Annotated in this window: 17 protein-coding genes; 13 read left to right on the top strand and 4 right to left on the bottom strand. The window is 53.7% G+C overall.

Annotation, left to right across the window (positions count from 1 at the left end; translation table 11 throughout):
• Positions 1-5: 5 nt before the first annotated feature.
• From JH15_RS15995 to JH15_RS15980, 4 genes are all read right to left on the bottom strand, one after another.
• Positions 6-1253: a TauD/TfdA family dioxygenase gene (locus tag JH15_RS15995; protein WP_043532159.1), complete on the bottom strand. Its 1248-nt coding sequence runs from the start codon at positions 1251-1253 to the stop codon at positions 6-8.
• Between the two features lie 111 nt (positions 1254-1364).
• A complete protein-coding gene (locus tag JH15_RS15990; RefSeq protein ID WP_043532157.1) occupies positions 1365-2342 on the bottom strand; it encodes a GlxA family transcriptional regulator in 978 nt (325 codons plus the stop codon).
• A gap of 226 nt (positions 2343-2568) precedes the next feature.
• Entirely contained in the window at positions 2569-2853 is a 285-nt protein-coding gene (gene nadS, locus JH15_RS15985; protein ID WP_043532155.1) for a NadS family protein, read from the bottom strand.
• A complete protein-coding gene (locus JH15_RS15980) occupies positions 2850-3188 on the bottom strand; it encodes a type II toxin-antitoxin system RelE/ParE family toxin (RefSeq protein WP_043532152.1) in 339 nt (112 codons plus the stop codon). Before JH15_RS15980 ends, nadS begins: the two co-directional genes overlap by 4 nt.
• 570 nt (positions 3189-3758) lie before the next feature.
• On the opposite strand from JH15_RS15980, the gene JH15_RS18725 reads away from it, so the two are divergent.
• From JH15_RS18725 to JH15_RS15920, 13 genes are all read left to right on the top strand, one after another.
• A complete protein-coding gene (locus JH15_RS18725; RefSeq protein WP_442861953.1) occupies positions 3759-3845 on the top strand; it encodes a small membrane protein YohP in 87 nt (28 codons plus the stop codon).
• A 226-nt stretch (positions 3846-4071) separates the two neighbouring features.
• The gene (locus JH15_RS15975) at positions 4072-5400 is read left to right on the top strand and encodes a UDP-glucose dehydrogenase family protein (protein ID WP_043532150.1); all 1329 of its coding nucleotides are present in this window, start codon (positions 4072-4074) and stop codon (positions 5398-5400) included.
• Positions 5401-5818: 418 nt separating this feature from the next.
• Positions 5819-6841 carry an NAD-dependent epimerase gene (locus JH15_RS15970; protein WP_043532148.1) on the top strand — a complete coding sequence of 341 codons (1023 nt, stop codon included), beginning with the start codon at positions 5819-5821 and terminating at the stop codon, positions 6839-6841.
• Between the two features lie 519 nt (positions 6842-7360).
• The gene (locus tag JH15_RS15965) at positions 7361-8146 is read left to right on the top strand and encodes a Wzz/FepE/Etk N-terminal domain-containing protein (RefSeq protein ID WP_043532145.1); all 786 of its coding nucleotides are present in this window, start codon (positions 7361-7363) and stop codon (positions 8144-8146) included.
• A gap of 89 nt (positions 8147-8235) precedes the next feature.
• A complete protein-coding gene (locus tag JH15_RS15960; RefSeq protein ID WP_081949085.1) occupies positions 8236-9342 on the top strand; it encodes a DUF2235 domain-containing protein in 1107 nt (368 codons plus the stop codon).
• Entirely contained in the window at positions 9339-10751 is a 1413-nt protein-coding gene (locus JH15_RS15955; RefSeq protein WP_043532144.1) for an MBL fold metallo-hydrolase RNA specificity domain-containing protein, read from the top strand. Before JH15_RS15960 ends, JH15_RS15955 begins: the two co-directional genes overlap by 4 nt.
• Before the next feature lie 28 nt (positions 10752-10779).
• On the top strand, positions 10780-11802 hold the full coding sequence (locus JH15_RS15950; protein WP_043532137.1) for an NAD-dependent epimerase: 1023 nt from the start codon (positions 10780-10782) through the stop codon (positions 11800-11802).
• Positions 11803-12264: 462 nt separating this feature from the next.
• Positions 12265-13326, top strand: coding sequence for a dTDP-glucose 4,6-dehydratase (gene rfbB, locus JH15_RS15945; RefSeq protein WP_043532135.1), 1062 nt, complete (start codon positions 12265-12267; stop codon positions 13324-13326).
• On the top strand, positions 13323-14216 hold the full coding sequence (gene rfbD, locus JH15_RS15940; RefSeq protein WP_043532134.1) for a dTDP-4-dehydrorhamnose reductase: 894 nt from the start codon (positions 13323-13325) through the stop codon (positions 14214-14216). Before rfbB ends, rfbD begins: the two co-directional genes overlap by 4 nt.
• Positions 14217-14232: 16 nt before the next feature.
• The gene (gene rfbA / locus JH15_RS15935; RefSeq protein WP_043532133.1) at positions 14233-15111 is read left to right on the top strand and encodes a glucose-1-phosphate thymidylyltransferase RfbA; all 879 of its coding nucleotides are present in this window, start codon (positions 14233-14235) and stop codon (positions 15109-15111) included.
• A 1-nt stretch (position 15112) separates the two neighbouring features.
• On the top strand, positions 15113-15658 hold the full coding sequence (gene rfbC, locus JH15_RS15930; RefSeq protein WP_043532132.1) for a dTDP-4-dehydrorhamnose 3,5-epimerase: 546 nt from the start codon (positions 15113-15115) through the stop codon (positions 15656-15658).
• A gap of 249 nt (positions 15659-15907) precedes the next feature.
• Positions 15908-17167: an oligosaccharide flippase family protein gene (locus JH15_RS15925; RefSeq protein ID WP_081949084.1), complete on the top strand. Its 1260-nt coding sequence runs from the start codon at positions 15908-15910 to the stop codon at positions 17165-17167.
• Positions 17164-18660, top strand: coding sequence for an asparagine synthase-related protein (locus tag JH15_RS15920; protein WP_043532126.1), 1497 nt, complete (start codon positions 17164-17166; stop codon positions 18658-18660). Before JH15_RS15925 ends, JH15_RS15920 begins: the two co-directional genes overlap by 4 nt.
• Positions 18661-18722 lie beyond the last annotated feature (62 nt).

Raw genomic sequence — 18722 nt, 5'->3', positions numbered from 1 at the left:
ACTGATTAGCCAGCCTGGCCCTCGACCTGACGTAGTCGTTCGGCACGCCGCAGCATGCGCAGGCGCGAGCGAACCTCATCGCGTTCCAGGTAACAGCCCTGAAGCCACCGATGCCCGGAACTGCCTTCGAAGGCATCGCGTGCATGCAGCAGCCGACGGTTGTCGAAGATCACGAGATCCCCGGGACGATAGGTGAAGCGCATGGCAAAACGTGGCTCTTTCAGCAACCGTTGCAACTGCACGAGAGCGGCATAGGCGGGTTCGACATCATCGAAGGGCGCCATCAATGGGCCGCGCAGGAAGTCCGCAATACGTACTTCCAGCAGGCGGCCTTGATCGTCGAGCTTGATCATCGGATCGAACCACACATAGTCAGTGACACGCGCGGTATTCGCGTAGCACCACTTCACGCGGGTCAGCGTCTCGAAGTCCGTGGGGTACTGCTCGCGAAGCGCCTCGGCAATGGCAAAACCATCCATCATCACCGCCTGGCCACCTTCGACACTGTTCTCCAGGCAATGCAGCAGTTGCAGGCCTGGCTGGTATTCCCGCGTGGGCAGGTCGACATGCGGAGGAAGGGCAATCGAGGTATAGGCGTTGGAGTCGGGGTCGGGCTTGGCCTTGACGTTAAACAGGGTACCGAAATTGGTGGAACGCAGTGGGCCAATACGTTGGGCGATCGCTTCCAGCGTGCCGGGCTCGGTGGGCAGGTACTGCAAACGAACCAGGCCGTGGCTCATGACGTGAGAGAGGGCTTCGCCCAACAGGCTCTCCACCTCGGGGCTCGCTTCGTCATTATCCAGCCAACCACTGGCATCGAGGCTCTTCGGCTCGGCCAGCGTGTCGCCGGTCCACAGCGTAACCGGTACCAGCGGCGCATCGGGGCTCTCGGTATTCGAATAGTCATTTGCCCGCAGCCAGCCGGGATGAAAACGCAGCAATTTATCTTCCGGAGCAAAACGCACACACAACGCGCCCTGCGCATCGAGATACGCCTCGTCGATCGTTGGCCATGCTTCGAGCGTCGACAGGTCGAGAATGCGCTCGCGTGTCGCCGGGTTGATGGTGCTGTCATCCGCGGCATTCTCACGCAGCCAGACGCTATGGAAACGGCTGACCACGCCATCCCGCCAATGCAGCTCTACCTGGCGCTGATCGAAATGGACATGGCTGGCTTGTACCTCGACGGGCCAGGCATCGTAATCAGGGGTGGGGGGCAACGACGATGATGTCGTAGGGGTATCCAGGGGCATGGCGGCTTCCTTTCGGGCTCGAACGTGCCTTACAGCATGCCGAGTCGTGCAGAAGCCGATAACACAGAACGCGACAGCGGGTTGTCACAAGTCGCCAAGAACAGCAAAAGCCTAGTGACTGGCGCGCGCCTTGTCTCGGGAGAGGCTGGGGCTCATCCCGTAACGTTGCCGATACGCCCGCGAAAAACTCGACGCTGACGTGAAGCCACTGGCCAACCCCACGCTGAGAATATCCCGGTCGGTTTCCAACAGCAGTTGCCGCGCGTGGTTCAGGCGAATGCTCAGATAGTAATCCCGGGGGCGTTCACCCAGCTCCTGTTCATAGAGACGCTGCAGCTGGCGCAGCGAGATGCCGATGCGCTCGGCAATATGCTTGATGCCCAGTGGGGTTTCGATATTCGCTTCCATCAGCGTCACCGCCTCGATCAAGGCGTGCTTATGCGTGCCCAGCCGCTGGGTGAGGGCCATTCGCTGCTGGTCCTGATGCGTACGCATGCGGGCATGAATCAACTGCTCCGACACGGCCGTGGCGAGCGCCTCGCCATGGCGCCGCGTGATCAAGTCGAGAGTCATGTCCATGGCCGCCGCGCCCCCAGCGCAGCTAAAGCCACGAGGCCCGACTTCATACAGCGATTCGACCGCCTCGATTTCGGGAAAGCGCTCGCGAAACGCGGGGAGGCTCTCCCAATGCATGGTCACGCGCTGGCCTTCCAGCAGGCCGGCCCTGGCCAGGATAAAGCTGCCCGTATCGAGTCCCCCCAGGACGCAATTGCTCTGGGCAAGGCGATTCAGCCACTTGAGCAGGGCATGCGTCAGGGTGTCTTCCGGTTCGAAACTGCTGCAAATGGCCAGGCTAGGCAGGCGGGGAGCTGTCTCGAGGCTGCCATCGACGAGTAGCGTCATGCCATTGCTGGCGCTGACCGGCTCTCCTTCCGGGCTGATGACCCACCATTTAAAGAGTTCCCGATCAGCGATGCGGTTGGCGATACGCAGGGGCTCGACTGCCGAAAAGAACGCCATCATCGAGAAACGCGGCAGCAACAGGAAACCGATCAGTTCCGGCGTCTGGCCCGAATAGTGTAAACGCATACGCCCTCGTGCAAACCCAGTCATTGAGCGCACGGTACGGCGCTGCGGTTATATTGCGGCGCGAGGGTTGGAAGGGTCAAACGTAAAGCGCACGGTCCGGCGATGCGGCTATATTTGCTGCGCGATGAATGTGTCGCCCATGGCAGGAACCCCTCGCGCAGAATATCTGCGCTCCTACGGGTAGACCGGCTGGGGTTTTGTAGGAGCGCACGGTCCGGCGATCCGGCTAGTGAGATGCTAACTCATTGTAATAAGACGGGTTGTCCTGAATCGTCGCTAGCACCTTGGCAGCCAAGCCCGTAGGATTACGACGCTTGGTCTCCCAGCTTTTGATGGTATCCACACTGGTCCCCATGGCGTCAGCAAACTCGGCCTGAGAAACGTGTAGCTTTGCCCGAATGGCTTTTACATCGGCTACTTCGTGGCGAGTCACACGGCCAGCCTGGGCCTTGCCTTGTTTGATATCGACAGCTTCCTGCAGTGAGGTATGGAGTTCGTCAAAAATGCTCATTCGGAAACCTCTCCCTTCAACTGGTGTGTCAGGGTTTTCAATGCGGCCTTCTCGGCAGGCGTCAAGCTATCCTTCACGCTCTTTGGATAGGCCAATATCAGGTAAATGATCTCGGCAGTGGCCAGAAAGTAAATGACTCGTGCGCCGCCTTGCTTGCCTTGGTGTCCCAGCGCCATACGAATTTTGCGTAGCCCACCTGTGCTTTGAATCAGGTCGCCTTTATCCGGTTGAGCGATGAGAGTACGCTGAAGTTCCTTCAGTTCATCGTCTGTCGCGATAGCTTGGATCTGTCGGGTAAAGGTCGGGGTTTCGATAAATTCAATGGCATGACTCACTTCGGGCGCATCCTTGGGCCAGCGCTAATTTTCGTGTACATTGTACATCATCTTATGCAGTGCGTCGATACGAGCGGGCTTGTCGTTGGGTGTCGGGGCGCACGGTCCGGCGATCCGGCTATATTGCTGCGCGATTAATGTGTCGCCCATGGCAGGAACCCCTCGCGCAGAATATCTGCGCTCCTACACTGACATTGCAACCATCGGTGGTTTTGTAGGAGCGCAGTTCCACTGCGCGAGGGGTAGCTGGTTCGTTCGCCATCGTTCGCAATATCAGCCGCGCGCCGCAGCAGAACTTTGGAGCCCGGGGGTTACGAATTATTCCAGGAACTGATCGAGCAGAAATCTGCGCTCCTACATCCATTTTGCCAACCGTAACCCACCCGCTAAGAAATGTTGCCAAGCGCGCGGCTCGCTTGCTTGCACTGCCGGCCTCTGCCTACCTTGAACTCATCGAGCAAAGACGTTCACCCTATGGCTGACGTCATAAAGGGCGTTGGTGAGGCAGAGTGACCGGTCCAATTAGCTTCACGGACGAATGAATCCCACGCATCCAAGCAAGGAGGCAACATGCTCAAGTTTCTCGCCAGTACCGCAGGCATCATCTTTCTTATCGGCTTACTCGTGGTAATCGGCCTGTTGATGCTGATTTTCTGATTACATTCGGTTAACGAGCGCAAGTAGCGCGGCCTATCGGCCGCGCTTTTTTGTGCCAGCTCAACCCTCGGTATTAGCTGCCCCGTCCTTTGTCTGCCCCTTATAATGCTCCTCATCCTGATACCAATCAGGAGGGTATTTGTTTTTCAATTCGCTACACTTGGTCACATTCATCTTTTGAACGTTAGCCCCTGTTTGACAGGACAGCACACGAAAAGGACTCTTAATGAACGTTACGGTATTCGGCACCGGCTATGTCGGCCTCGTCCAGGGCACCATCTTGGCCGATGTGGGCCATCAGGTCGTCTGTGTGGATGTTGATGAAGCCAAGGTGGAACGGCTGAAGCAGGGTGACATTCCCATCTACGAGCCGGGCCTGGAACCGTTGGTCAAGGAAAACTACGCGGCGGGTCGCCTGGTATTCACTACCGATGCCGAAGCTGCGGTGAAGCATGGCGAGGTGCAGTACATCGCCGTGGGCACACCGCCCGACGAGGATGGCTCCGCCGATCTCAAGTACGTACTCGCGGTGGCCGAAACCATTGCCCAGCACATGGAAGGGCATCGCATCGTCATCGACAAGTCCACCGTGCCGGTGGGGACTGCCGATAAGGTACGCGCCAAGATCAGCGAGGTGCTGGCGCGGCGTGAGCGGGACGACCTCACGTTCGATGTGGTCTCCAATCCCGAATTCCTCAAGGAAGGCTCGGCCGTGGCCGATTGCCAGAAGCCCGATCGCATCATCATCGGCACCGAGAGCCGGGACACCGAAGAAGTGATGCGCGAGCTCTACGCGCCGTTCAACCGTAACCGGGACAAGATCCTGGTCATGGACGTCAAGAGCGCCGAGCTGACCAAGTACGCTGCCAACTGCATGCTGGCCACCAAGATCAGCTTCATGAACGAGATCGCCAGCCTGGCCGAACGCCTGGGCGCCGATATCGAAATGGTGCGTCAGGGCATCGGCAGCGACCCGCGTATCGGCTATCACTTCATCTATCCGGGTATCGGCTACGGCGGCTCCTGTTTCCCCAAGGACGTGCAAGCCCTGATCCGCGCGGCCGACACCATCGATTTCGACGCCAAGGTGCTCAAGGCGGTCGAGGCGCGCAACTACGCCCAGAAGACCACCCTGTTCCAGAAGATTCACGCGCACTTCGACGGCGACCTGGCCGGCAAGACCGTGGCCATCTGGGGCTTGGCCTTCAAGCCCAATACCGACGATATGCGCGAAGCGCCCAGCCGCGTATTGATGGAAGCATTGTGGGACGCCGGCGCGAAGGTCCAGGCGTTCGACCCCGAAGCCATGGAAGAAGCCCAGCGACTCTACGGCGACCGTGACGAACTCACGCTAAGCGGCACCAAGGAAGCGGCTCTGAAAGGCGCCGACGTACTCGCCATCGTCACCGAATGGCAAAGCTTCCGCGCCCCGGACTTCGACCTGATTCAGCGCTGCCTGAGCGAACCGACCATCTTCGACGGCCGCAACATGTTCGATCCCAAGCGCATGGCCCGCAAAGGCTTCACATACTACTCGGTCGGCCGCCCTAGCTGAAAAAGGGTTTTGTAGGAGCGCAGCCCAGCAAGCTACGTAGGGGTTCTTGTAGGAGCGAAGATACTGCGCGAGGGGTTCAACCCGACCCCAGCAAGCTACGAAGGGTTTCTTGTAGGAGCGCAGCCTAGCAGGCTACGTATGGGGTTGTAGGAGCGCAGATCTTCTGCGCGAGGGGTTGGCAGGCCAGCAGACTCATCAATCGCGCAGCTAGCTGCGCTCCTACACTGAGGCTGCAAAAAAGGTGGGTTTGGTAGGAGCGCAGATCTTCTGCGCGAGGGGTTGGCAGGCCTGAAGACTCATCAATCGCGCAGCTGCGCTCCTACAAACCCCAACAAATTTCACCAACCAGGGAATCACCCATGAAATGCCGACATTCTGACCTCACTCCGGCCCTCCCTGTGTTGGGCGTCACGCCACCATGAAAATCCTCGTCACCGGTAATGCCGGGTTCATCGGCTTCCACACTGCCAAGCGGCTTCTCGAGCGCGGCGACAGCGTAGTCGGCTTCGATAACGTCAACGACTACTACGATGTCGCACTCAAGGAAGCCCGCCTGGGCATCCTGCACAAAACGGCCGAACTCACCGGCAGCGAATACCACTTCCATCGCCAGGACCTGGCCGACCGCCAAGCCGTTGAAGACTGCTTTGCCGAGCACCGCTTCGATCGCGTCATCCATCTGGCCGCCCAGGCCGGGGTGCGCTATTCGCTGGAAAACCCCACCGCCTACGTGCAGAGCAATGTGGTGGGCTTTACGCACATACTCGAAGGCTGCCGCATGGCAAGCGTGCCGCACCTGACCTATGCCAGCACCAGTAGCGTGTACGGTGCGAACACCACCATGCCATTCAGCGAGCACCATGGGGTCGACCACCCCCTGCAGTTCTACGCCGCCACCAAGCGCGCCAACGAATTGATGGCGCATAGCTACAGCCATCTGTTTCGATTGCCCACCACCGGGTTGCGCTTTTTCACCGTTTACGGCCCCTGGGGCCGGCCGGACATGGCGCTGTTCAAGTTCACCGACAAGATTCTCAAAGGCGAGCCGATCCCCGTCTTCAACCAGGGCAACCATACACGCGATTTCACCTACATCGATGACATCGTCGAAGGCATTCTGCGTGCCAGCGATAGCATCGCCCAAGCCGACCCGAGCTGGAACAGCAGTGCCCCCGATCCCGCCAGCAGCGATGCCCCGTACCGGCTGTTCAACATCGGCAATAACGACCCCATCAAGCTCAAGGCCTATATCGAAGCGCTGGAAGCCTGTCTCGACAAGCGGGCGATCATGGATCTGTTGCCCATGCAGCCCGGCGATGTACCGGACACCTTCGCCGACAGCACCGCACTGGAACGCGCCGTGGGTTACCACCCCAACACCCAGGTCGAAGAGGGCGTGGCCCGCTTCGTTGCCTGGTATCGAGATTTCTATTGCAGTTAAGCGAAATATTCGCATTCTTATTTGTTGCGGTTGTGTTAATCGCCCATAGCCAATACCGAACTTGGCCAGCTAATGACCCTTTCGCCAAGTTACAGTACGTTATGCCTATCTTAAGCTAAGTTTGGTTTGGCTCTCTCAGTCGTTAAGGTTACAATTCGCATCAGCGCGGCCCGCCAGCCGCGCTTTTTTGTGGGTAAGGCAATGAAAAATAAAAGTTATTATATACCGTGCCCGGCGTTGCATGTCCCTGAGGCAAGTGTCGTCATGTCGCTAACCAGCGACCACTCCCACACGAAAAACCTACGCGGATAAGCTAGAGCGTAAGGGGCGGGTTCTTTAGAATGAACGCCCTGTGCAGTAGACGATCATAGTGGTGTGCTTCCCTCTGCATGTTGGCCATGGAGGTCAACGAAGGCGAGGGGAGCAAGCTATTTGCCATAGGACCATGGCAAGGGCCTGAGAATCGCCCGGAACAATCTCCGGGCGGTAGCGTGCCCGCAAGCCGAACAGGAAAGATAAATGACCCAACCCCCATCACATACCACCCCAGCACACCGGCCCGATTATTCCGATGATGAGATCTCCCTGGTCGATTTGGCCAAGATCCTGGTGCGCCGCTGGAAGGCCATGGCCGTTATCTTCATACTCGTTGTGGGCGCCGCGCTTGCCTATGCGTTGATGATGCCGCGTACCTACCAGTACGTTTCGATCTACAACGCAGCAGAAAGTGAACCCGGCGTGCCTCTTGAAGCGCCAACCGCGTTGGTGGCCAAAGCACGCAACCTTTATCTAGGCCCGTTGACGCGTGAGATGTATGCCGAGCAAGGGTGGGAATCGCTGCCTTTCGAAGTCAACGTCAGTAATCCCGAAGATACGCTGCTGATCTCGATTTCCAGTGAAGCGGAAGAGAGCGATGCGGGGGAAGTGGAAACGCTTCACCAGCGCCTTGTAGAGCAGATTAGCCAAGGGCAGCAGCGGCTGGTCGAACGTCGCCGTGGGACACTAGAACAGCAGCTCGAGCGAAATCGGCAAGCGCTCGACGCCGTACAAGGTTCTGAAAGTGCCAGCGCTGCCGAACTGATCGCAACCTATACCACGCGCATTTCGGAGATTGAGGCGGACTTGGCCGATCTGACGGAGGGAGAAATAAGTCAGGTGGCGGTGCAAAGCCTGCAACCCACCGGCACCAGTCGCAAGTTAGTTCTGGCGCTGGGTATCGTACTGGGTGGCATGCTGGCCATGATCGGCGTGTTTCTGTTGCAATTCGCCACGCTGGTAAGAAGTAGCCTCAAAGAGGACCGTTAACACGGTGGAATCGATAAAGAACACGGCGGAATAGCAAAAAGCGGTACGTTAAAACGCTGTAAAAAAGAAGAAAGCAGGGACGCTCTCTCGTGAAACGCAACTTGATCGTGTGCTGTGACGGCACCGCCAATGATTGTGGTGCCATCAAAACCAATGTCGCTCACCTCGCGGTACGCTTACAGAAAGACGAAAACCAACGGGTGCACTACGAGCCCGGCGTGGGCACCTTTCCCGCCCCCGGGCGCTGGGGCGAGCGTGTCGGTATCACCCTGGGTAAGTTGTTCGGCTACGGCATCGCCCAGAACATCGAGCATGGCTATCGTTTCTTGCTGGAGCATTACCAACCGGGCGATCGGGTATTCCTGTTCGGTTTCAGTCGTGGCGCCTACGCCGTGCGCTGCCTTTCCGGCATGCTTAACAAGTGCGGGCTACTAAGGCGGGATGCCGAAGGGTTAGTGGCCGAGGCCACCCAGCTCTACCTGACCAAGGGCAATGACGCCGAAGCGGCGACCTACAAGAGCCTCTACAGCCGGCCTTGCCCGGTTCATTTTCTGGGCGTGTGGGATACCGTCGAATCGTTGGGCTATCTCTACTCCCGTAAATGGTTCTTCAATGCCAAGCTGAGCGACGAGGTCAGCCATGGCTTTCATGCGCTGGCCATCGATGAGCGACGACCCAAGTTCGAACCGCTGCCCTGGGATGAAACCCTCAAGAACGATCAGCAGACCATCGAACAAGTCTGGTTTGCCGGCGCCCACTCCGATGTGGGTGGGGGATACCCAAACCGCGGGCTGGCCGAGATCAGCCTGCAATGGATGTTGACCCACGCCCAGGTGCATGGCCTGCGGATACGGGCGGACGCCGAAATAGAGCAGCCACCCAATCCGGCCGGAACATTGCACGATTCGTTGAACACCGTGAGCGGCCGCATGCTCAAGTGGCTGCACCTGGGGCCGCGCCCCCGCCATGTACCGGAGCACAGTCTGGTGCATCGCAGTGTGAAGCAGCGCATGGCGCGCTACAGCCAGTACCAGCCTGATGCACTTCCGGAGCGCTACATTACCGTGCCACGCCATACGGCCACCGAGCCGCTATCGGCCTCGCTTGGCACGCAGTCAAGTACCGAAAAAACTGGTAAGACTGAAAGTACCGAAGCGACAGAGCCTGAGCAGGCCACAGCGAGCCGCGCCTCGTGAACATCATCCATCATGGTGGGGCGGCAGGGGTGACAGGCAGTTGCCACCGCTTACAGGTCAGTGAAGACCGGGCGCTGTTTATCGATTGCGGCCTGTTCCAAGGCGAAGACGCCACCCAGCGGGATTCGCTGGAGCAGCACCAGGTACGCTTTCCGATCGATGATTTGCTGGCGCTGGTCGTCACCCACGTTCACATCGATCATATCGGCCGCTTGCCTTACTTGCTGGCGGCAGGCTACCGCGGCCCCATCCTGTGTTCGGTGCCTTCCAAGCATCTGCTGCCATTGGTAATCGAGGATGCACTCAAGATCGGCTTCACGCGAGACAAGGCGCTGATCGAACGCTTCCTGGCCGAAGTCGACGACCGGCTGGTAGCGCTCGAGTACGGCGAATGGCACAGCGTAATCGACGATGACCGTCACCGCATCAAGGTGCGGCTACAGCGGGCCGGGCACATCCTCGGTTCCGCCTATGTCGAGGTGGATGTGCTCGAAAAGCGTGTGGGCAAGAGCAACGCCAGTAGCCAACGCATCGTCTTTTCCGGCGACCTGGGCGCACCCTACGCGCCGCTGCTACCTGCACCCAAGTCGCCTTATCGGGCCGACATGCTGGTGCTGGAAAGCACCTATGGCGATCGCCTGCATGAAGATCGCCGCCATCGGCGTGATCGGCTCAAGGCCGCGATCGAACGCGCGCTCGAAAACGGCGGAACCGTAGTCATTCCGGCATTCAGCATTGGCCGCACCCAGGAGCTGCTCTACGAGATGGAAGGCCTGGCGCATGAGGCAGGCGACACACGCTGGGGCGAGCTGGAAATCATCGTCGATTCGCCCTTGGCGTCACGCTTCACCGAGGTGTATCGCACCTTGAAGCCCTACTGGGACCAGGAAGCCCACCAGCGGCTACGTAGTGGTCGCCACCCCCTGAACTTCGAGACGCTCTACACCGTAGACGACCATGCCGCCCATGAGCGCACGGTCGATTATCTAGTAAAGAGCGCACGCCCGGCCGTCGTGATTGCCGCCAGTGGCATGGTGAGTGGCGGTAGGGTAGTCAACTACCTCAAGCGCATGCTGAGTGACGAACGCCACTGTGTACTGTTCACCGGTTACCAGGCGGTAGGCACCCCAGGGCGAGACATTCAGCGCTATGGGCCGCGGGGCGGCTGGGTCATGCTGGATGGCCAGCGCATCGATATCCGCGCCCGAGTAGAAACCGTAAGCGGCTATTCCGCCCATGCTGACCAGAACGACCTGCTCAATTTCGTGCGGCGCATGCGACAACCGCCCAAAGACATTCGCCTGGTACATGGCGATGCGACGGCCCAGGCGGCGCTGAAGAAGCAACTACTGGCCTGGGCAAAAACGGCAGATCACTCGTTGACTGTTACCCTGGGCGCCACAGCCTGACACTATTTCAACGACACTGCAGAGGAACATGAAAGTACTCGTTACCGGCAATGCCGGATTCATCGGCTTCCATGTCGCCAAGACCCTGCTAGAGCGTGGCGACAGTGTGGTCGGATTCGATAACGTCAACGACTACTACAACGTTCGCCTGAAGGAAGCCCGGCTGGCGCTATTACAGGAAACCGCAGTACGCACCGGTAGCAAGTATCTCTTTCTGCGCCAAGACCTGGCCGATAGCCAACAGGTTATGGCGTGTTTTCTCGAGCATGAGTTTGATCGGGTGATTCACCTCGCGGCCCAGGCCGGCGTACGCTACTCGCTGGAGAACCCCCACGCCTATATTCAAAGCAATGTGGTGGGCTTTACCAATATTCTGGAAGGGTGCCGGGCGTGCCAGACCCCGCACCTGACCTATGCAAGTACCAGCAGTGTGTACGGTGCTAATACCGTAATGCCTTTCAGCGAGCACCACGGGGTCGACCACCCGCTACAGCTTTACGCCGCCACGAAGCGCAGCAATGAACTGATGGCGCACAGCTATAGCCACCTGTTTGCGTTGCCCACGACTGGCTTGCGGTTCTTCACGGTCTACGGCCCCTGGGGTCGGCCCGACATGGCACTGTTCAAATTCACCGACAAGATCCTGAAAGGCGAATCGATCCCGGTCTTCAACCACGGCAACCACACCCGGGACTTCACTTACGTCGATGACATCGTGGAAGGCATTATCCGTGCCAGCGATAACATCGCAACGCCCAATCCCAATTGGCGTAGCGAAACCCCGGACCCTGCCAGCAGCTACGCCCCGTATCGCATCTTCAATATTGGCAATAACGAACCGGTCCAGTTGCGCGCCTACATCGAAGCGCTGGAAGCGTGTCTGGGCAGAAAGGCGATCATGGACCTGTTGCCCCTGCAACCCGGCGATGTGCCGGATACTTTTGCGGATAGCACGGCGCTGGAGCAGGCGGTGGGTTATAAGCCCAATACTAGAGTGAGCGATGGTGTAGACGAGTTCGTTGCTTGGTTCCGCGAGTTCTATCAGGACTGAATAGATAAATCCATGAGGAAGTAAGGGGATTCTTGATAACCCCCCACTTATCGAAAATACCGTTAGAAAACAGTGCCTTGATTCGGCGTGCTTTTCAGCTTTGCGGCGCCGCTCTGCAATTTTGCAGGGTTCTTCATGAAATGATTAATCTTGCAAAATTGCAACCTCAAGGCTAAACGAACAGATGCGCTGACTTTAACAATGTCGTGAATTTGCTTTGCTGGTCTGCAGTTCTACCAGGAATCGGTGAAACATCGAATCCTGCAAAAGTACTGAATTCCCTTAGCTTGCTTAAAAAGCTCCGCTCGCTTATTTATGAAACTTCTTATGTATCGCTGCGTTTTTCTTCAACCTGACGTAGTTCAGCTGACCTCTTTACAGGGAAAAATCTGCATGCAGAGCTAGGCCATGCCGTCAACATCCCTCCCTTGATCACATTCCTTTGAACACAGAATAGCTCTTATGAAACTTTTGATTACCGGCGGCGCGGGCTTCATTGGCTCGGCCGTGATTCGTCATATCATTGCCAATACCGATGACTGTGTGATCAATGTCGACAAGCTCACCTACGCGGGCAATCTTGAGTCATTGGCAGCGGTAAGTGTCAGCGATCGCTACGTCTTCGAGCAGGTGGATATCTGCGATCGCGCTGAGCTTGAGCGGGTTTTTGCTGAGCACCAACCTGACGCAGTGATGCACTTGGCCGCTGAGAGTCACGTGGATCGCTCTATTGATGGCCCAGCAGAATTCATCCAGACCAATATCGTAGGGACTTACACCCTGCTGGAAGTAGCACGCGCTTACTGGAGTGGATTGGCTCCAGAGCGTCGCCTGGGTTTTCGCTTCCATCACATCTCAACCGATGAGGTTTACGGTGACCTGGAAGGGCCTGGGGAGCTTTTTACTGAGAATACTTCGTATGCGCCCAGCTCGCCTTACTCGGCTAGCAAGGCGAGTTCGGATCACCTGGTGCGTGCCTGGCAGCGCACCTATGGACTGCCAACCTTGATCACCAACTGCTCTAATAACTACGGTCCCTATCATTTCCCGGAGAAGCTGATCCCGCTAATGATCCTGAATGCTCTGGAGGGTAAGTCGCTGCCTGTCTATGGCAGGGGCGAGCAGATCCGTGATTGGCTCTACGTTGAAGATCACGCTCGTGCGCTCCACAAGGTAGTGACAGAAGGGCAAGTAGGGGAGACCTACAATATCGGCGGCCACAACGAGAAGCAGAATATCGAAGTGGTACGTACGATTTGCTCACTACTTGATGAGCTGTCCCCGTCGGAGCACTCGCCTTACGCGGACTTGGTTACATACGTGACGGACCGCCCCGGACATGACCTACGCTATGCCATAGACGCTGGGAAGATCGAGCGCGACCTGTCCTGGCGACCCGAAGAAACCTTCGAGTCCGGCATACGCAAGACGGTGCGCTGGTACTTGGATAATCAAGAGTGGTGCCGTCGAGTGCAGGATGGCAGCTATCAGCGCGAACGACTGGGAACAGGAGAAGTAAAGTGAAGATCCTACTCCTGGGCAAAAATGGGCAAGTCGGTTGGGAGCTCCAGCGTTCGCTGGCCCCGCTGGGCGACGTTTTGGCTCTGGACCGCAACGGTATAGATGGTTTAACGGGTGATATCGCTGACCTAGAAGGGCTACGTGCTACCTTGCACAAGCTTAAGCCTCAGGTAATCATCAACGCGGCCGCTTATACCGCCGTGGACCGCGCCGAGGAAGAGCGTGACCTAGCTACCCTTCTCAATACCCATGCTCCTCGGGTGCTTGCCGAAGAAGCGAGTGCCCTGAATGCCCTGCTTGTACACTTTTCCACTGACTACGTGTTCGACGGCAGTGGTGAAGAGCCTTGGCAAGAAACCGATTCTCCCTCGCCGCTAAATCACTACGGTGCTAGCAAGTTGTCGGGAGAGCGGTACATCCAGAGCAGTGGCTGCCGCCATTTAATATTTCGCACCAGTTGGGTCTATGCCGCTCAAGGCCATAACTTTCTTGCCACCATGGCCAGGCTGATGCGCGAGAGAGATGTCCTACAAGTCATCCATGACCAGATCGGCGCACCCACAGGGGCGGAACTGATTGCTGACGTCACGGCTCACGCCATCAGGCAGACCCACTCGAGCACGGCTCTGGAAGGACTTTACCACCTTGTCGCTAGTGGTGAGACCAGCTGGCACGGCTATGCTAATTTCATCGCCGAATGGTTGCGCGAGCAAGGCATCGCGACCCAAGTAAGCCCCGAGCGCATCGAAACTGTACCGACGAGCGCTTGGCCTACACCAGCTATTCGCCCGCTCAACTCCCGGCTTGATACAGACAAGCTCGAAAGCGCCTTTGGCCTGAAGATGCCTTCCTGGCAGCAGGGTGTAGCTCGCGTACTCCACGAAACTCAGTAATGATTAAGGACCCGAAATGTCACGCAAAGGAATAGTATTGGCCGGTGGATCCGGCACGCGCCTCTATCCAATAACTAAGGGAGTCTCCAAGCAGTTGCTTCCAATCTACGATAAGCCGATGATTTATTACCCCCTTTCGGTGTTGATGCTGGCGGGCATTAGAGAAATACTGATTATTACTACTCGGGAAGATCAAAAAAGTTTTCAGCACCTACTGGGTGACGGCAGCCAGTTTGGTATTTCGCTTAGCTATGCCGTACAGCAATCCCCTGATGGGCTTGCCCAAGCCTTTCTCATTGGTGAAGATTTTATCGGTGACAACCCTGTGTGCCTAGTGCTAGGTGATAACATCTATCACGGACCTGGCCTTTCCAGTCAGCTACAAGCAGCCAACGCCCGGGAGAGTGGTGCCACAGTATTCGGCTATCGGGTCACCGATCCCGAGCGCTTTGGAGTGGTGGAATTCGACGAGAATCGGCGTGCTATTTCCATCGAGGAGAAGCCTGCTCAGCCGAAATCCCATTACGCTGTAACAGGCTTATACTTCTATGACAAAGACGTTGTGGAGATTGCGAGGCAGGTAGAGCCTTCCAACCGTGGGGAATTGGAAATCACTAGCGTCAACCAGGCCTATCTGAAGCGTGGAGACCTTAATGTCGAAGTCTTAGGTCGCGGTTACGCCTGGCTGGATACCGGGACCTTCGATTCGCTGCATGAGGCCTCGGGCTTTATCGAGACCTTGGAGAAGCGCCAGGGCCTGAAAGTGGCCTGCCTGGAAGAGGTTGCATACCGCATGGGTTATATCAGTCGCGACGCGCTTTTGGCTCAGGCCGATGAGCTAAAAAAGAACAGCTACGGCGCCTACCTCAAGCAACTGGCCGACAAGGAGATATGAGATGGAGGTCATTTCCACACGTATTACAGACGTAAAGTTAATAAAGCCGAGAGTCTTTGGGGATGCGCGGGGTTTCTTCATGGAAACCTGGAACGCTCGCGGTTTCGCAGAAGTCGGCATTGATGCCACCTTCGTGCAGGACAACCATAGCCGCTCGGTAAAGCATACCCTTCGCGGTCTCCACTACCAAATCAAGCAGCCCCAAGGCAAGCTGGTGCGGGTTACTCGCGGCGAGGTGTTCGACGTGGCCGTAGATCTGCGTAACAATTCCCCTACTTTTGGGCAGTGGGTGGGGGAGGTGCTTTCAGAAGCTAATCAATACCAATTATGGGTGCCGCCAGGTTTTGCTCATGGTTTTTTAGTTCTCAGTGAAGTCGCAGACTTTCAATATAAATGTACAGATTTTTACGACCCAAAGCATGAGCGGACAATCAAGTGGTCAGATAAAACGCTAGATATAAAATGGCCCTTACAGGAAGGTACCGATCCTTTAACATCCGATAAGGACGAAAATGGCTTAGCTTTCGTTGAAGCGGATTTTTATTAAGGTTTAAGTAATTTAATGACAAAATAAAATTCAAATTATAAGCTAGTAAACTTAGCAACCGACCTATAAAACGTAGGCGGTAGTAATTTGGCTCTATTTTTTTGCCTAGTCTAAAATTAAGTTGTTTATTGAAATCATAAGAATATAAATTTCTTCTGTCATCGACTCGCTAAACAGCTGGGAAAAAGCATTATGAAATTTGAGTATGTGATTATAATAACAAGAAGATATAATAATGGTTATTTTTAAATGTTAACAAAATTTATCGGTAAATATATAAATACTGATGATAAAAGAAGATTGGCCAGCAGCTTCATTTCGTTATCAGTTCTGCGTGGTTTTCAGTTTTTAATCCCTTTAATTACCCTACCTTACCTCGTTAAAACTATAGGGATTGAGAATTATGGGCGTGTAAACTTTGCCTTGTCACTAAGCGTATACTGTAGTGCAATAATTCAATATGGTTTTGGTATTACAGCTACTAGAGAAATTGCACGTAATCGAAGCAATCTTATTAAATTGCAGAAAATTTACTCGGCGACGATTTCTGCATCAGTAATCTTAACTTTAGTCAGTGTAATTCTTTTCAGCTTAATCGTATTCAGCTTTCAGGAATTTTCCAATCAGTTGAGTTTGTATTATTTTACACTCATGTATGTTGTGTTTCAAAGTTTGTTCCCAATATGGTTTTTCCAGGGCGTGGAAAGAATGAAGTACATTACTTTTCTTAGTCTTGGTACCAGCGTGATGTATTTACTCAGTCTAATTATACTTGTTACAAATAAGCAGGATTATGTTCTTGTGCCTTTGCTGCATGCTAATGCTGCGTTTGTTACTTATATTATATCAATTATTATTATTAAAAGGCAATTTCGTGTAAAATATGAGTTGCCAACCTTTGCAGAGTTAAAGCAGGTTTTTAAAGAAGGGTTTAATGCATTTATAAGTCAGCTTGCACCTAATATGTATAATAACTCATCGGTATTTTTGTTGGGTATATTCGCAAACAATACGGTAGTAGGTTTTTTTTCAGCGTCAGCAAAACTCATTGATGCGATTATTTCCCTTGCGCATATATTATCCAATACTTTTTTGCCATATCTCTCGCGAAGTTTAGAAAATCATGTCTTTTTCCAGCGAGTCATGATTGGGGTTGGAGCTACGCTAACAGGTTTAACTTTTATTACAGCCGAATGGCTAACAGAGCTACTGTTTAGCGCAGAGAACTCAGAAGTCTCTATTTATATTCGAGGGTTGGCAGTTAGCGTAATTTCGACATTTATTTTTCTTACCTACGGGCCTAATTACCTTATGCTCATTGGTAAAGATAAGATTGTTAGGAATATTGCCGTATATACTTCTCTGGCATTTTTTGCTATAGCTCTAATTATCATCCCGCTTTGGGGTATATGGGGTGCAATTGTGACATTGTCAGGTGCTCGTACTGCCATGGGGATTTTGCAATACATATTTTTTAAAAAATACAGAGGAAAAGGCCAAATATTATGATCGGGATATATTTACCAAGGGAGACGGATTTAAACTTACAGCCAGATTTGGCTGGTGAGTTTCCAGTTTATATTTATTGGCCGGAAGATAAGTCTTTTTTGTTGTATTCAAGAAGTATAGAAGATTTATTAGCAGACGAACGCGTAACTATGCCGTTGAAAGTATGTTATCAAGGGTTGTCATTCTTATTACAAAGTGGCGTGGTCCCGCCGCCGTGTACTGCGTACGTGGGTATATACATTCTTGGAATAGGAATTGAAGCCAAAATAACAACCATTGATGGCAAAGTAGAGGCTGCCTTTCACTATAACTTTCCATTTTCAAACGCGAATCGCCTTGCACCTAATGAAATGAAGCCAGATGAAGAATTAATTCTACAATTGCTTGCTGAGGCTACAGTTAAACGTATGACTTCATCTGCACCAAGTTTTTTATTTCACAGTGCAGGAAAAGATAGTAATAGTATTGCTTTAGCTCTAGCCGAAGCTGGTTGGCAGGACAAACTCTCTTTAATCACCCATAAGTCTAAAGGAAAAACAGATGAAAGTGAAATTAGCGCCAAAATTGCTGAGAAATTGGGCTTTAAACATCATGTCCTGCATGAGGTAGATTTACTGAAAAAAGAGCATGTGCAGGCAATCAATGATTATTTTGAAAGTGCCCCTTTTCCTTCTACTGATAATGTGACCTTAGCGTATCCACTTTATTCGCAGCAGCTGCCGAAAGTTAAGTCAGCAAATATTATCGATGGCATGGGGAATGATGTTTATATTGGGCACATACCAAATGGAAAAGAGTACAAGCTTCAAAGCATTTCAAAATATATAAAAAAAAGCCGTAGCCTGACAAACTATTTGAACTCTGAAAACAATCTTTCCGTTCTTGGGAGGTCACGCTCTGAGTGGACAGGCTTATCGGGACTATCATATTCAGATGTTAAAACAGTGTTACCATATGCATACGATGTTTCAAACTATTGGTTCTCTACAGACACAAATGAAGACTACTTGGATTTCAGGGCCTCATTTCGAGGAACCATAATAGATCAAGAAATATTTACTAGAAAGGCGAGGAACTTTGCCAGCTCTATTAATTCAAATCTTATTTTGCCCTGGGCTAATCAGCATGTCGCAGAGTATTTTTCTAAGTTACCCGAAAAATATGTCTTTGACCGAAAGTGCCTTAAAAATAAGCTTGTGTTGAGAACTATGTTAAAAAACCGACTCGGCCTTGATTCAGACGCTGTGGGAAAAATGAGCTGGACCTTCGATTCGTCAGAGGTTGTTCGAAAAAACTTAGTTTTTTTTACATCGGAAATAGAGTCATGCAAATTATGGGATCACTCAGCCCTAGTCAAGCTGCTAAATCGCTTTACTAATAAAATAAACCATGAAGGACGTCCGGGTTTTAAAGTGCGCAGTTGTATATACCGCCTCTATCTGATTAGCTCTTGGTATAATAGGAATCGTTATTTAAATGCTACAAGTCGCTGAAAGTTGTCTATCTTTACACTATCTGGACGTTTCACACCCACAAATCTGAATTGCAGTGCTTG

The sequence above is a fragment of the Litchfieldella xinjiangensis genome (genome assembly GCF_000759345.1).
Classification (GTDB): Bacteria; Pseudomonadota; Gammaproteobacteria; order Pseudomonadales; family Halomonadaceae; genus Litchfieldella_A; species Litchfieldella_A xinjiangensis.
Note: the sequence above shows the minus strand (reverse complement) of the source record. Positions and strands in the feature narration are given on the sequence as shown.

Excerpts from the sequence above, each read along its gene's own strand:
- JH15_RS15995 (WP_043532159.1), bottom strand. The coding sequence starts at position 1,253 with ATGCCCCTGGATACCCCTACGACATCATCGTCGTTGCCCCCCACCCCT.
- JH15_RS15990 (WP_043532157.1), bottom strand. The coding sequence starts at position 2,342 with ATGCGTTTACACTATTCGGGCCAGACGCCGGAACTGATCGGTTTCCTG.
- nadS (WP_043532155.1), bottom strand. The coding sequence starts at position 2,853 with ATGAGCATTTTTGACGAACTCCATACCTCACTGCAGGAAGCTGTCGAT.
- JH15_RS18725 (WP_442861953.1), top strand. The coding sequence starts at position 3,759 with ATGCTCAAGTTTCTCGCCAGTACCGCAGGCATCATCTTTCTTATCGGC.
- JH15_RS15975 (WP_043532150.1), top strand. The coding sequence starts at position 4,072 with ATGAACGTTACGGTATTCGGCACCGGCTATGTCGGCCTCGTCCAGGGC.
- JH15_RS15970 (WP_043532148.1), top strand. The coding sequence starts at position 5,819 with ATGAAAATCCTCGTCACCGGTAATGCCGGGTTCATCGGCTTCCACACT.
- JH15_RS15965 (WP_043532145.1), top strand. The coding sequence starts at position 7,361 with ATGACCCAACCCCCATCACATACCACCCCAGCACACCGGCCCGATTAT.
- JH15_RS15950 (WP_043532137.1), top strand. The coding sequence starts at position 10,780 with ATGAAAGTACTCGTTACCGGCAATGCCGGATTCATCGGCTTCCATGTC.
- rfbB (WP_043532135.1), top strand. The coding sequence starts at position 12,265 with ATGAAACTTTTGATTACCGGCGGCGCGGGCTTCATTGGCTCGGCCGTG.
- rfbA (WP_043532133.1), top strand. The coding sequence starts at position 14,233 with ATGTCACGCAAAGGAATAGTATTGGCCGGTGGATCCGGCACGCGCCTC.
- rfbC (WP_043532132.1), top strand. The coding sequence starts at position 15,113 with ATGGAGGTCATTTCCACACGTATTACAGACGTAAAGTTAATAAAGCCG.
- JH15_RS15925 (WP_081949084.1), top strand. The coding sequence starts at position 15,908 with ATGTTAACAAAATTTATCGGTAAATATATAAATACTGATGATAAAAGA.
- JH15_RS15920 (WP_043532126.1), top strand. The coding sequence starts at position 17,164 with ATGATCGGGATATATTTACCAAGGGAGACGGATTTAAACTTACAGCCA.